The organism is Rhodopseudomonas sp. RCAM05734 (assembly GCF_052658035.1).
The window spans coordinates 4650095-4664252 of record NZ_CP199742.1 but is presented as its reverse complement, the minus strand read 5'-3'; the positions used below and the strand labels follow the sequence as shown (position 1 = coordinate 4664252).

General features: G+C 64.7%; 9 protein-coding genes. 5 read left to right on the top strand and 4 right to left on the bottom strand.

The genetic code is table 11. The annotated features are described in order from the left end of the window. Positions 1–11: 11 nt before the first annotated feature. The 4 genes from ACUXVA_RS21960 to ACUXVA_RS21945 all read right to left on the bottom strand — a co-directional run bounded on the left by ACUXVA_RS21960 (position 12) and on the right by ACUXVA_RS21945 (position 4650). Positions 12–1049, bottom strand: a complete 1038-nt coding sequence (locus ACUXVA_RS21960; RefSeq protein ID WP_445488080.1) for a cysteine synthase A — start codon at positions 1047–1049, stop codon at positions 12–14. A gap of 94 nt (positions 1050–1143) precedes the next feature. Next, positions 1144–2373 (bottom strand): SAM-dependent methyltransferase, encoded by a 1230-nt coding sequence (locus tag ACUXVA_RS21955; RefSeq protein ID WP_265078380.1) that lies wholly within the window; start codon positions 2371–2373, stop codon positions 1144–1146. Between the two features lie 70 nt (positions 2374–2443). Further along, complete coding sequence (locus tag ACUXVA_RS21950) at positions 2444–3322, bottom strand: DUF1365 domain-containing protein (protein WP_265078381.1); 879 nt, start codon at positions 3320–3322, stop codon at positions 2444–2446. 14 nt (positions 3323–3336) lie between these two features. Then, positions 3337–4650, bottom strand: a complete 1314-nt coding sequence (locus tag ACUXVA_RS21945; RefSeq protein ID WP_445488078.1) for an NAD(P)/FAD-dependent oxidoreductase — start codon at positions 4648–4650, stop codon at positions 3337–3339. Positions 4651–4938: 288 nt separating this feature from the next. Here ACUXVA_RS21945 and ACUXVA_RS21940 point away from each other — a divergent pair, with 288 nt between their 5' ends. The 5 genes from ACUXVA_RS21940 (at position 4939) to ACUXVA_RS21920 (ending at position 14152) form a co-directional block, all read left to right on the top strand. Further along, entirely contained in the window at positions 4939–5061 is a 123-nt protein-coding gene (locus ACUXVA_RS21940; RefSeq protein WP_265078382.1) for a hypothetical protein, read from the top strand. 74 nt (positions 5062–5135) lie between these two features. Continuing rightward, entirely contained in the window at positions 5136–6542 is a 1407-nt protein-coding gene (locus ACUXVA_RS21935) for an efflux transporter outer membrane subunit (RefSeq protein WP_445488076.1), read from the top strand. Beyond that, positions 6532–7866, top strand: coding sequence for an efflux RND transporter periplasmic adaptor subunit (locus ACUXVA_RS21930; RefSeq protein WP_445488074.1), 1335 nt, complete (start codon positions 6532–6534; stop codon positions 7864–7866). Before ACUXVA_RS21935 ends, ACUXVA_RS21930 begins: the two co-directional genes overlap by 11 nt. A gap of 53 nt (positions 7867–7919) precedes the next feature. Beyond that, on the top strand, positions 7920–11051 hold the full coding sequence (locus tag ACUXVA_RS21925) for an efflux RND transporter permease subunit (protein ID WP_445488072.1): 3132 nt from the start codon (positions 7920–7922) through the stop codon (positions 11049–11051). Further along, a complete protein-coding gene (locus ACUXVA_RS21920; RefSeq protein ID WP_445488071.1) occupies positions 11051–14152 on the top strand; it encodes an efflux RND transporter permease subunit in 3102 nt (1033 codons plus the stop codon). Before ACUXVA_RS21925 ends, ACUXVA_RS21920 begins: the two co-directional genes overlap by 1 nt. The last annotated feature ends 6 nt before the right edge of the window (positions 14153–14158 follow it).

Genomic DNA, 14158 nt, shown 5'->3' with positions numbered 1-14158 from the left:
GAGTTAAGTTATCACACCTTCTCGAACGGCACGCTGATGCTGCTCTTCTGCTCCAGCCATTCCGGCACCGGCAGGTTCTTCGAACGCATGAAGGCTGGATTGAACAGTTTCGATTGGTAGCGGCTGCCGTTGTCGCACAGGATGGTCACGATGGTATGGCCGGGGCCCATGTCCTTGGCGAGCCGGATCGCGCTGGCGATGTTGATGCCACTGGAACCGCCGAGGCAGATGCCTTCGTGTTCGAGCAGATCGAAGACGATCCGCACGGCTTCGTCGTCCTGGATCTGGTAGGCGTCGTCGACCACAGCGCCTTCGAGGTTGGCGGTGACGCGGCCCTGGCCGATGCCCTCGGTGATCGATGAGCCCTCGGATTTCAGCGCGCCGTGCTTGTAGTACTCGTACAGCGCCGAACCCATCGGATCGGCGAGCACGATCCGGATCTTGTCGTTGAATTTCTTCAGGCCGAGCGAGACGCCGGCGAGTGTGCCGCCGGAGCCGACCGAACAGACAAAGCCGTCGATCTTGCCGTCGGTCTGTTGCCAGATTTCCGGCGCCGTGGTTTCGATATGGGCTTGGCGGTTGGCGACGTTGTCGAACTGATTCGCCCAGATCGCGCCGTTCGGGTCGCTCTTTGCGAGTTGCTCGGCAAGGCGGCCGGACAGCTTCACGTAGTTGTTCGGGTTGGCATAGGGCACCGCCGGCACTTCAATTAGTTCGGCGCCGCACAACCGCAGCATGTCCTTCTTTTCCTGGCTCTGCGTGTCGGGGATCACGATCACCGTGCGAAAGCCGAGCGCATTGGCCACGAGGGCCAGGCCGATTCCGGTGTTGCCGGCCGTGCCTTCGACCACCGTGCCGCCCGGCCGCAGCGTGCCGCGCGCGATGGCGTCACGGATAATGAACAGCGCCGCACGATCCTTGACCGACTGGCCTGGATTCATGAATTCGGCCTTGCCGAGAATGGTGCAACCGGTCAGCTCGGAAGCACGCTTGAGCTTGATCAGCGGCGTGTTGCCGATTGCTTCGACGACGTCGTTATCAATGTTCATGATGCGGAATTCTGCCAGCGGGGATGCCAATGTTGCGGCGACCCTAGTGGACGGCCGGGGGCTGCACAAGGGAAGCAGCCCTTCCTGGCCGCAGTCACTCCACCTTGGCGAACACCACCTGCCGCACGTCGATATTTCCCGACAGGAACCCGGCCTCGCAATAAGCAAGGTAGTATTCCCAGAGCCGCCGGAAGCGATCGTCGAAGCCGAGCGGCGTCAGGCTCGGCCATGCCGCGCGGAAATTATCTCTCCATGTGGCCAGTGTCTTGGCATAGTCTTGCCCGAAAATCCGCTCGCGGATGACAGGCACACCGAACCGCGTGCCCAGCGATTTCAGGATCTCGGGCGACGGCAGCATGCCGCCGGGAAACACGTAGCGCTGGATGAAGTCGACCTCGCGCCGGTAGGTCTGAAAAAACTTGTCCTGGATGGTGATGGCCTGAATCCCGACCAGCCCGCCGGGCATCAGGCGGTCGCGCAGTTGTGAGAAATATTGCGGCCAGAATTGCTCGCCGACCGCCTCGATCATTTCGATGGACGCGATGCGGTCGTACTGGCCGCGCTCATCGCGATAGTCCTGGAACCGAATCTCGACCTGGTCGCCAAGGCCGGCCGCCTGGATGCGCTTCTGCGCGAAGTCGCGCTGCTCGGTGCTGATGGTGAGGCCGACCACATGGGCGCCGTAGTTCTTGGCGGCGTATTCGGCAAAGCCGCCCCAGCCGCAGCCGATTTCCAGCACCCGATGGCCGGGCCGCAGGTCGATGGCTTCGGCGAGGCGGCGATACTTGTTGTTCTGGGCCGCGGTCAGATCCTGGGTGTGGTCCTCATAGATCGCCGACGAATAGGTCATGCTCGGATCGAGCCATGCCGAGTAGAATGCATTGCCGATGTCGTAATGCGCGAAAATGTTCTTGCGCGCCTGTCGTTTGGTATTGCGGTTGAACCAGTGACGGACGATCTGCACGAAGCGCATCAGCGGATTGTCGCCGAGCATGGCCTGGATCAGGTCGTGATTGACGCAGAACAGATACAGGAACTGGGTCAGGTCCGGCGTATCCCACTCGCCATGCAGATAGGCCTCGGCGATGCCGATATCGCCGCCATTGAGCAGACGGGATGCAAAGCCGTAGCCGTAGATCGTCATGGCCGCCGTTGGGCCGGGTTCCATGCCGCCGAGCCGCACGCGGCGGCCATCGGGCAGGGTGACGTCCAGCGTCCCGCGTCGCAGGCGCGATCCGAAGCCGAAGGCCAGCCGCACAATGCGCGGCAGATCCGCGAGTTGGGTCTCCACATTTTCGGGCGTCAGGGCAATCAGTTCAGACATGTCAGATCCATCGAGTAGCGTGGCTCTGTGTCCGAGTGCGCGACGACTGTGCGTGGCCGTAGCCGCTTGATTAAACAAGAGCCCCCTTATGCGCCGCGGAATTCGCAGTCCGCGACGACATTAGCTCCTGACTATAATCACTGCGAGGGTCTGCAGCCAAGGTAGTATTTGGAGGCGCCGGTCGCGGCACCAGCCGGGCGCCCTTGATCCACAGCCGCAGCGCCTGCCAATGAATGGCGGCCATGATTTTCAAGGTCACCAGCGGCAGTGAGATGAAGGACCGCAGCAGAGCCGCTGTGGTGAGTGGGCGCCGCTCCCCGATGAAGGTGGCGGCGAGGATCGGGCCCTCGACGTCGGTTTCCAGGATGCGCAGCTTCACGTTCTGTCCGGGCGGCGACACACGAAAATGATAGCGCATGGCCATCCCGAGGAACGGCGAGACGTAGAACAGCTTGTCCTGTTGCTGCCGGATGCCGGCCGCACTGCACTCGCCCGGTTGCACCGGCAGCACATAGGCATGGATGTCGCCGAAGGTGTTGCGCACCTCATAGATCATCAGCGCCAGCGTGCCGTCGGGCTGGTAGCAGAAATAGGCCGACAGCGGATTGAAGGTGTAGCCGAGCAGGCGCGGGTAGCACAGCAGCGTGACCCTGCCGCCGGTCAAGTCGATGCCGTGCCCGGCGGCGCAACGCTGCGCATAGGCGCGCAGCGACGAGCCATCGCGATCGCCATGATCGGATTCATGGAAGCTGTAGAGCGCGGCACGGTTGACGCCGAACAACCGCGATGCCCTGCTGGCTGTCTCGAGCTGGTCGAGATCGATCAAGAGGCTCATGACGCGATAGCTGAAGCGATGGCCCATCGGCTTCAGGCGTGCATGCATGACATCGCCGAAGTAAAGCACGGCCGCGGCATGTGCCGCGTCCGGTCGTGTTGTCGCCTGAGTCATGTCCGCCGGCATCGTTACTCCGCGGCTTCTGCCATTTCAGGCGGCGGCTCCCGCCACGGCACCGTCGCGCCGAGCGCCTCGGCGACCGCCAGGCCGGAGCGCAGCCCGTCCTCGTGAAATCCATATCCGGTCCAGGCGCCGCAGAACCAGGTGTGGCGCTGCCCCTGAATCTCGCCGAGCCGTTTTTGCGCGGCGAAGGCTGCCGCATTGTATCGCGGGTGGTCGCACAGATAGCGACCAAATGTGAGCCCCGGCTCGGGCTCGAAGGGCGGGTTGAGGCTGACGAACAGCGGCTTGTCGTCGGCGATGCCCTGCAAGGGGTTCATCCAGTAGGTGACGGCGACGTCGTTGATGGAGCTTCCCTCCCGCTGCCAGCGCAGGAAGTTCCATGACGCCCATGCGCCTCTGCGCTTGGGCATGAGGCGGGGGTCGCGATGCAGGTAGACGACGTTGGGCGCGTAGCCGATGTCGCCCAAGATCTCCTGTTCCTCGACGCTGGGATCTGCCAGCATCGCCAGCGCCTGGTCGCTGTGCGACGCCACTACCACATGGTCGTAGGTATCGCTGCGACCATGGCTGTCATTGACAACGACGCCATGCGCCGTGCGCGCGATGGACGTCACCGCGCATCCCAGCCGCAGATGGTCTCCGAAAGCCGATACCAGTTTTTCGACGTAGCGCTGGCTACAACCTTTGACCGTGCGCCAGACCGGACGATCATATTGCAGCAGGCGATGGTTGCTGAAGAACGCGACGAAATTCTCGGCGGGGAAATCGAGCATTTGCTCGGCCGGTGCGGACCAGATCGCGGCGCCCATCGGCGCCAGGTAATCCGAGAGCAGCCGCGGCGCGAATTTTCGCCAGGCAAAGTATTCGCCGAGCGTCATGGTGCCGAGCAAGCCTTCGGTTCGGTCCTTCACGCTCTGCTCGTTGAAGGTCAGGATGTCGCGGAGCATGCGCAGGTACGATGGCGACAGGAGGTTCTTGGGCTGGACGAACAGGCCGCGGGCCGTTTCGGCCCAGGATATGCCGCCGCCTTTCCACTCGAAACGCCCGGCATCCGCACTGACTGCGAAGCTCATGCAGCTCGCCACCGTGTCGACGCCAAGATGCGCAAACAGGGCGGTGAGGTCGGGATAATTCAGCTCGTTATAGACGATGAAGCCGATATCGACTGCCAGCGCCGCGCCGTCATAGTCGATGGTCACGGTGTGGCTGTGGCCCCCGGGCCGCAATTCGCGGTCGTAGACAGTGACCGGATAGCGCTTCGACAAGGCCCAGGCCGCCGCGTTGCCGGCGATTCCCGTTCCGATTACTGCCACGCGCATTCCCAGCCCCCGCCATTTGTTGCTGTAGAGATACGTTGGTAACCGATGGAGGTTTCAAACCAGAGCGGCTCGGCCGGGGGCGCGCCGCCATAACGCCACCAGACACATAAAATCACATGAAATCTTGGTAAGACTGCCACATGCGACAATCCGGCCAGTCTGCATAAAAGTACCGTGGAATATGGAGATTCTTGAGAGTCCGGTGCGGCTGGCGACGCCTCAGCCGAGGCCGCACTTTCCGGGGCAAACGCGGATCAATGCTGTCCGCGCCGGAATCCGCCCGCTACAATGGCCTTCAGTCCCTTGAAAGAAGAATCGCTCGTGAACGTGCCACAAGCTGCAGTGAAAAACGTCGGAATGTTCCCGGAAGCGCGTCAGCGCAGCGATGCCCGCGTCGAGGCGCTGACGTGACATCACCGTCGCCATGGCGGTTGCCGGCCGGGCCGGCGGGGCGGCGGCTGATGCTCCGGATCGGCGGAAGACTGATGCCTTGCGCAGTCGCCGTGTCGCTGTCGGGCTGCATTCTCACCAAGGACCTGCCGGACCCGGCGCTCGACGTTCCGGCGTCTTACCAGGCGGCGCGGCTGGCCAATTCCGGCGGCGCGGTTCCGGCGCTGGACTGGTGGCGCGGCTTCCGCTCGCGCGAACTGACCCAGCCGATGGAGGAGGCCCAGACCGTCAATCTGGATATCGCGGCGGCCACCGCGCGCATTATCCAGGCCGATGCCCAGGCGCGAATCACCGGTGCGGCGCTGTTGCCGAGCCTCAGCGGAGGCGGGCAGGAAACCTATTCCCGGACCTCGGGTTCGAGCGCCAGCGGCTTGACCAATAATGGGCGCGAGATCGTCAATTATTCGGCCTCGCTCAGTGCGAGCTACGAAATCGACTTCTGGAGCAAGAATCGCGACGCCGCGCTGGCGCTCGAAGAGACCGCCAACGCCAACCGCTTCGATCGCGATGTGGTGGCGCTGACCACGCTGACCGCGGTCGCCAACGCCTATTTCCAGGTGCTGGCCTCGCAGGACCGCATTCGGACCGCCGAACGCAATATCGCCAGCGCGCAGCGGATACTCGATGCCATCAAGCAGCGGCTCAGTGCCGGCACCGGCACCGACCTCGACGTCGCCCAGCAGGAGAGCGTGCTCGCCAACCAGCGCGCCGCTGTGCCGCCGCTGCGCCAGACGCTGGCCCAGAACGTCAACGCGCTGGCCACCCTGGTGTCGCGCCCCCCGGAGAGCGTGCGCGTTGCCGGCGGCTCGCTGAACAACATTTCGTCGCCACGGGTGACGCCAGGCCTGCCTTCGGAGTTGCTGACGCAGCGGCCGGATATCCGCCGCCAGGAATCCCAGCTCGCCTCCGCCACCGCCAATGTCGGCAGCGCCCGCGCGCAGTTCTTTCCCAGCATCCAGCTGACCGGGCAGGGCGGCTATCAGAGTTCGGCGCTGGTAGCGCTGTTCCAACCGAATGCCGCGTTCTTCAGCCTGGTCGGCGGCCTGACCCAGCCGATTTTCGACGGCGGCCGGATCCGGGGCAATTTCGAATTGACCCAGGCGAAGCAGGACGAGCTGCTGCAGACTTATCGCAAGACCGTGGTGTCGGCCTTCGCCGATGTCGACAATGCCCTGGTGGCGATCCGCCAGACGTCCGAAAAGCTGCGATTGCAGCGTGATGTGGTGACGGCGTCGCGGCGCGCATTCCAGCTCTCCGAGCAGCAACTGCGCGCCGGGACGGCTGACATCGTGACTGTGTTGAACACCCAATTGACGTTATTTCAGGCCGAAGATGCGCTGTCCCAGGCCCAACTGGCGCGGCTGCTGGCGATCGTCAGCCTGTATCAGGCGCTGGGCGGCGGTTGGGAGCCGAAGATGGAGAAGCCGGTCAATGCTCTTTAAGCCGGAATTGAACGAGACCGCGAAGGCCGCCGGCGAGGGTGTCACCCGCGTCGCCGGGCGCGCGCGCCGCCGCACGGTCTCGATCCTGGTCACGCTGATCATCCTGGGCAGCCTCGGCTATATCGGCTGGCGGGCGATGCAGCAGAAACAGGCCGCCGAACGCGTGCGTCCTGACCTCAGCGTGCCGGTGCTGGCGGCGAAGCCACGGATTATGGACGTGCCCGTCTATCTCGACGGCGTCGGCTCGGTGAAAGCGCTGAACAACGTCACAGTGCGCGCCCAGGTCGACGGCAAGCTGATCAAGGTGAATTTCAAGGAGGGCCAGGACGTCAAGGCGGGCGACGTGCTCGGCGAGATCGACCCGGTGCTCTACAAGGCGCTGTACGATCAGGCCGTCGCCAAGAAGGCTCAAGATGAGGCGACGCTGGCCAATGCCCGGCTCGACCTTATTCGCTATCAGCAACTGGCCGCATCTAATGCCGGCTCCAAGCAGCAGGCCGACACGCAGAAGTCGGTCGTGGCGCAGCAGGAAGCCCTGGTGAATTCCGACCAGGCGGCCATCGACAATGCCGCGGCGACGCTGAGCTATACCAAGATCATCGCGCCGCTGTCCGGCCGGGCCGGGCTTCGCCAGGTCGACCAGGGCAACATCATCCATGCCTCCGACACCACCGGCCTGGTGATCATCACCCAGCTGCAGCCGATCGCGGTGCAGTTCAGCCTGCCGCAGCAGCAGATCGTCCGTGCCAATGCCGCGGCGGCCAAGGGGACGCTCGCCGTCGACGTATTCGGCAATGACGGCGTCACCGTCATCGACAACGGCACCCTGACCGGCATCGACAACCAGGTCGACATCACCACCGGCACCGTGAAGCTGAAGGCAGAATTTCCCAATGCCACCTTCCAGCTCTGGCCCGGCCAGTTCGTCAATGTGCGCCTGAAGGTCGAGACCCTGTCCAAGGCGCTGGTGGTTCCGACATCGGCCGTGCAGCGCGGCCCCGCCGGGACTTTCAGCTATGTGATTGGCGAGGGTGAGGTCGTGAAGGCGGTGCCGGTCACGGTGACCCAGCAGACCGAGACCGACGCGGTGATCGCCAAGGGGCTTTCCCCGACCGACCGCGTTGTGACCACCGGCTTTGCCAATCTCGCCGAGGGCAGCAAGGTGACGATCGGCAGCAACAGCGAAGAGCCGACCGCCGACCTGGCGCCGCGCAAGCGTGGCCAGCGCGGCGAACGGCGTTCGGGCGAGGGCGACCAGAAGGGACAGACCGGTCCTGCCAAGGCGCCCAGCAGCGCCGCGCCCGGCGCAGCCAAGCAGCCATGACGTCGATATCGGCCACCTGATTTGACCAACGCAACAGCGAAGAGCGCGCAGCCATGAGCGTCTCGGAACCCTTCATTCGCCGGCCGGTCGCGACGTCGCTGCTCGGTGTGGCGCTGCTGATCGGCGGCGCGCTTGGCTATTGGGCGCTGCCGGTCTCGGCGCTGCCGCAGGTCGATTTCCCGACCGTGCAGGTCTCGACGCAACTGCCAGGCGCCAGCCCGGATGTGATCGCCTCGCTGATCACCGCGCCGCTGGAACGGCAGCTCGGCCAGATTCCGTCGCTGACCTCGATGACATCGACCAGTTCGTTCGGCGTCAGTTCGGTATCGCTGCAGTTCGATCTCAACCGGGATATAGACGGCGCCACCCAGGACGTGCAGGCGGCGATCAATGCCGCCGCCGGCGTGCTGCCGAAGAACCTGCCGTACCCGCCGGTCTACGCCAAGGTCAATCCGGCCGATGCGCCGGTGATGACGCTGGCGCTGACCTCCGACACCATCTCGCTGCGCGCCATGAGCGACATCTCCGACACGCTGCTGGCGCAGCGGCTGAGCCAGATCTCCGGCGTCGGCCGCGTCGCCGTGCTCGGCGGCCTTAAGCCGGCCGTGCGGGTCCAGGCCGACCTGTCGCGGCTCGCCGCCTATGGCATCGCGATGGAGGACCTGCGCACCGCGATCGCAGGCGCCAACGTGTCCGGGCCGAAGGGCTCGCTCGACGGCGCGCAGCAGGCCTACACCATCGCCGCCAACGACCAGATCGCCGCGGCCGACGCCTACCGCCCCATCATCATCGCCTATCGCAACGGCGCGCCGGTGACGATCGGCGACGTCGCCCAGATCGTCGACGGGCTCGAGAACGACCGCACCGGCGGCTGGTATCAAGGCACGGCGGCGGTGATCATCGAGATCCAGCGCCAGCCCGGCGCCAATGTCATCGAGGTCGTGCGCCAGATCAACGAAGAGATTCCGAAGGTGCAGCGCTCGATGCCGGCCGGCGTCAAGCTGACCGTGGTCAGCGACCGCACCGTCACCATCCGGGCTTCCGTGCATGACGTGCAGTTCACGCTGCTGCTGTCGGTCATTCTGGTGACGCTGGTGGTGCTGCTGTTCCTGCGCTCGCTGCGAGCGACGCTGATTGCCGGGGTGGCGCTGCCGCTGTCGCTGATCACCAGCTTCGGGGTGATGTATTTCGCCGGCTTCAGCCTCGATAACCTTTCCCTGATGGCGCTGACCATCGGCACCGGCTTCGTGGTCGACGACGCTATCGTCATGATCGAGAACATCGTCCGGCACATGGAGGATGGCGAGAGCCCGATGCAGGCAGCCCTGAGCGGCGCCAGCGAAATCGGGTTCACCGTGATCTCGCTGACGGTGTCGCTGATCGCGGTGTTCATCCCGCTGCTGTTCATGTCGGGCCTGGTCGGCCGCATGTTCCGCGAATTCGCGCTGACCCTGACCATCGCCGTCATCACCTCGGCTGTCGTATCGCTCACCCTGACGCCGATGATGTGCTCGCGGCTGCTGAAGCACACCGGTGAGGAATGGCAGGTGCCCGGTCTCGCCGCGGTCAGCCGCGGCATCGATCGCATGGTCGCGTTCTATCACCGCACGCTGCTGTGGGTGCTGCAGCACCAGCGCGCCACATTGGTCGTGACGTTCCTGACCGTCGCGGCCACCGTGGTGCTCTACATCGTCGCCCCCAAGGGGTTCCTGCCGCTGCAGGATACCGCCGCGATTACGGCGGTGACCGAAGCCGGCGCCGATGTGTCCTTCGCCGAAATGCAGAGCCGGCAGAGCGCAGTGGCAGCGGCCATCGAGGCCGCCCCCGACGTCACCGGCGTGGTCTCGGTGATCGGCGGCGGCACCGTCAACCCGACCACCAATGTCGGCCGCCTTGTGTTGAATCTGAGGCCGCGCGGCGAGCGCAAGGACGACATCGGCCAGGTCATCGTGCGGTTGAAGCAGAGCGTCGCCGGCATTCCCGGGATGACGGTGTATTTCCAGCCGGTGCAGGATATCCAGATCAGCACCCAGGCCAGCCGTTCGCAGTACCAGTATACGTTGACCGGCACGGACTCGACGCAGGTCACGCTGTGGTCGGAGCGACTGGTTGCCGAACTGCGCCGCGATCCAATGTTCCGCGACGTTTCGTCGGAAAACCAGGCCGGCGGATTGCGCGCCTCGCTGGATATCAACCGCCAGCGCGCCGGCCAGCTCGGTGTCAGTCTGCAGGCCATCAACGACACGCTCAACGACGCCTTCGCGCAGCGCCAGATCTCAACCATCTACGGCCAGGCCAACCAGTACCGTGTGGTGCTGGAGGCGCTGCCGTCGCAGCAGCGCGATCCGAACGTTCTGTCCAAGCTGTATCTGCCCGGCGCCGCCGGCGCCCAGGTGCCGCTGTCGGCGGTGGCGACGCTGACGCGCACCACGGCGCCGCTGGCGATTTCGCATCAGGCGCAGTTTCCGGCGATATCGCTGAGCTTCAACCTGGCGCCGGGGGAGGCGCTCGGCGACGCCGTGCAGGAAGTCCGGAAAATCGAGACCCGGATAGGCATGCCCGGCAGCATCGTCGGCCTGTTCGCCGGCGATGCCGCTGAGTTCTCCAAATCGCTGTCCGGCCAGCCCTGGCTGATCCTCGCGGCACTGGTGACGATCTACATCGTGCTGGGCGTGCTCTATGAGAGCTACATCCACCCGATCACCATTCTCTCGACGCTGCCCTCGGCCGGCGTCGGCGCGATCCTGGCTTTGATGGCGACCGGGCAGGACCTCTCAGTGATCGGCCTGATCGGCATCATCCTCCTGATGGGCATCGTCAAGAAGAACGCCATCATGATGATCGACTTCGCGCTGGATGCCGAGCGACATCGCGGCATGACGCCGGAAGCGGCTATTGTCGAGGCCTGCCTGCTGCGCTTCCGACCGATCATGATGACCACGCTCGCCGCGCTGTTCGGCGCGTTGCCGCTGGCGGTAGAAAGCGGCACCGGCGCCGAGCTCCGGTTTCCGCTGGGCGTGTCGATCATCGGCGGTCTGGTGCTGAGCCAGTTGCTGACGCTCTACACCACGCCGGTGATCTACCTGGCGCTGGACCGCATCAATCGCCGCTTCGAGAGAGCCGTGCCGTCCGCCCCGCTGCCGCCGGTGCCGCCGACAGCAGAAGCGGCAAAGGGAGCGCCGTAATGGCGTCCATTTCGGAACCCTTCATCAGGCGCCCGGTCGGGACCACGTTGCTCGGCATCGGCCTGTTTTTGATCGGCGCCGTCGCCTACGATTTCCTGCCCGTCGCGGCGGTCCCGAATGTGGACTTCCCCATGATCCGGGTCTCGGCCAGCCGGCCCGGCGCCGATCCGGCGATCATGGCGGCGACGGTGGCCGCTCCGCTGGAACGGCGGCTTGGCGTGATCGCCGGCCTCGACCAGATCACTTCGACCAGTTCGCTGGGGACCACCAGCATCCAGCTGCAGTTTGCCATCGGCCGCAGCGTCGACCGCGCCGCGCGCGATGTGCAGGCCGCGATCAACGCATCGCTTGCCGACCTGCCGACCGACCTGCCGACGCTGCCTAATTTCCGCAAGGCCAACCCGTCGGCGGCGCCGGTGTTCATCCTGGCGCTGACGTCGAAGACCATGTCGGCCAGCGCGATCTACGATGTCGCCGATACCGTCATCGTGCAGCGGATCTCGCAGGTGCCGGGGGTCGGCGAGGTCACCGCATCAGGCGCGGATCAGCCGGCGGTACGGATCCAGCTCAATCCGGTAGCGCTGTCCAATGCCGGCATCGCCACCGACGACGTCCGCACCGCCATCGTCAACGCCAATCCGCTGGGTCCGGTCGGCATCTTCCAGGGGGCGCGGCAGAGCGAAACGCTGTCGATGAACCCGCAAATGCGTACGGCCAAGGAATTCCGCGACATCATCGTCAAAAGTTCGAACGGCAATTATGTGCGGCTGTCGGATGTGGCCGACGTCCAGGATGCCACCCGCAACAGCCGCTCCATCGCCTGGTTCAACAAGCAGCCGGCGGTGCTGATCCAGATCACCAAGCAGGGCGACGCCAACGTCATCGACACCGTCGATCGCGTCAAGGCACTGATCCCCGATCTCAAGCAATGGATCCCCGCCGGTATCGAGGTCTCCGTCCTGACCGACCGCACCGGCACGATCCGCGCCTCGGTCGAGGATATGCAGTGGACGCTGCTGGCCACAGCCATCCTGGTGATGGTGGTGGTGTTTGCGTTCCTGCGCCGTGGCATCCCCACCATCGCGGCAGGCGTCTCGGTGCCGCTGGCGCTGGCCGGAACCTGTGCGGGCATGTGGCTGGCCGGCTTCTCCATCAACAACCTGTCGCTGATGGCACTGGCCATCTCGGTCGGCTTCGTGGTCGACGACGCCATCGTCATGATCGAGAACATGTACCGCAATCTGGAGGAGGGCATGGCGCCGCTGCAGGCGGCGCTGGAAGGTGCCCGGCAAATCGGCTTCACGGTGCTGTCGATCAGCCTGTCGCTGATCGCCGCCTTCACGCCCCTGATCTTCATGGACGGGCTGGTCGGCCGTCTCTTGCGCGAGTTCTCGTTGACGCTGACCTTTTCCATCGTGGTCTCCACCGTGGTGTCGCTGACCGTGACGCCGATGATCTGCGCGCATTACATCAAGACCGGCCTGTCGAGCACCGAGACGCGTTTCGACCGCATTGTCGAGGGCACGCTGTCGCGTATCGTGGCGTTCTACGAGCGCACGCTTCATGTGGTGCTGGGCTTCCCGCTGCTGACGCTGCTGGTCTTCTTCGCCACCATCGCGCTCACGGTGACGCTCTACATCAAGACGCCGAAGGGCTTCTTTCCGAACGACGACAGCGGCTTCGTGATCGGCGCGACGCGCGCCTCGGCCGACACCTCGTTCCAGGCGATGCTCGGCCTGCAACAGCGCCTTGCCGACCTCGTGCTGGCCGACCCCGGCGTACAGAGCATCGGGTCGATTCTTGGCGGCGGCGGTCCGGGCGGCGGCGGCGCCAACCGCGGCACCATGTTCATCAGCCTGAAGTCGCCGGAGGAACGCAACGGCGCTTCCACCGAAGACGTCATCAATCGGCTGCGCCGCAGTCTCGGAATGGTGCCAGGCATCCGACTGTTTATGTTCGCAGCGCAGGATCTGCGCGCCGGCGGCCGCCAGAGCGATTCCAACTACCAGTACACGCTGACGTCGACCAATCTCGACCTGTTGCAGAAGTGGGCCCCCCTGGTCGGCAAGCGGTTGGAGAGCGTCGAGGGCATCACCGACGTCTCCAGCGACCGCGATCCCGGCGGATTGCAACTGACGCTGTCGATCGATCGCAAGACCGCCTCAAGCCTCGGCGTCAAGGTGCAGGACATCGACAACGCGCTCAACAACGCCTTCTCACAGCGGCAGATTTCCACGATCTACACCCAGCGCAACCAGTACAAGGTGATCATGGAAATCGACGGCAAGTTCCAGAACGATCCGTCGGACCTCGACCGGATCTTTGTGGCCGGCGCCAATGGCGCACAGGTGCCGCTGTCGGCCGTGGTCCACGCCACCCGCACGCTGTCGGCACTGGCGGTATTTCACTCGCAGTCGTTCCCCTCGACCACCGTGTCGTTCAATACGCTGCCCGGGGTGCAGCTCGACTCCGTGACCGCCAATATCCAGCGCGCCGTCGATGAATTGCACATGCCCGAAGGCATTCGCGGCAGCTTCGATGGCAACGCCGGCGACTTCAACAAGTCGACCGGGCGGCAGCCGTTGCTGATCCTGGGCGCCCTGATCGCGATGTATATCGTCCTGGGCGTGCTCTATGAGAGCCTCGTGCACCCGCTGACCATCATCTCGACGCTGCCTTCCGCCGGGCTCGGCGCGCTGCTGGCCCTGCAGGTCACCAACACGCCGCTCACGGTGATCGCCTTTGTCGGCATCATCCTGCTGATCGGCATCGTCAAGAAGAACGGCATCATGATGGTGGATTTCGCGCTCGACGCCGAGCGAAATCGCGGGCTGTCACCGGTCGACGCCATTTTCGAGGCCTGTAGCGTGCGTTTTCGCCCGATCCTGATGACGACACTGGCGGCCCTGTTCGCGGCCATTCCGCTGGTGGTGGCCACCGGGCCGGGCACCGAACTGCGCCGGCCGCTCGGTATCACCATCATCGGCGGGCTTTTGATTTCCCAGATCCTGACCCTCTACACCACGCCGGTTATTTACCTTCTGATCGACCGGCTGCGCAGCCGATCGAGGCCCGCACCTCTGCCGGTGCCAGCGGAATAGCGGCGC

Bases quoted from the DNA above. Each gene is read 5' to 3' on its own strand.
- ACUXVA_RS21940 (WP_265078382.1), top strand. From the start codon at position 4,939: ATGGCCTTCAGTCCCTTGAAAGAAGAATCGCTCGTGAACGTGCCACAA.
- ACUXVA_RS21920 (WP_445488071.1), top strand. From the start codon at position 11,051: ATGGCGTCCATTTCGGAACCCTTCATCAGGCGCCCGGTCGGGACCACG.
- ACUXVA_RS21955 (WP_265078380.1), bottom strand. From the start codon at position 2,373: ATGTCTGAACTGATTGCCCTGACGCCCGAAAATGTGGAGACCCAACTC.
- ACUXVA_RS21950 (WP_265078381.1), bottom strand. From the start codon at position 3,322: ATGACTCAGGCGACAACACGACCGGACGCGGCACATGCCGCGGCCGTG.
- ACUXVA_RS21930 (WP_445488074.1), top strand. From the start codon at position 6,532: ATGCTCTTTAAGCCGGAATTGAACGAGACCGCGAAGGCCGCCGGCGAG.
- ACUXVA_RS21935 (WP_445488076.1), top strand. From the start codon at position 5,136: ATGCCTTGCGCAGTCGCCGTGTCGCTGTCGGGCTGCATTCTCACCAAG.
- ACUXVA_RS21960 (WP_445488080.1), bottom strand. From the start codon at position 1,049: ATGAACATTGATAACGACGTCGTCGAAGCAATCGGCAACACGCCGCTG.
- ACUXVA_RS21945 (WP_445488078.1), bottom strand. From the start codon at position 4,650: ATGCGCGTGGCAGTAATCGGAACGGGAATCGCCGGCAACGCGGCGGCC.
- ACUXVA_RS21925 (WP_445488072.1), top strand. From the start codon at position 7,920: ATGAGCGTCTCGGAACCCTTCATTCGCCGGCCGGTCGCGACGTCGCTG.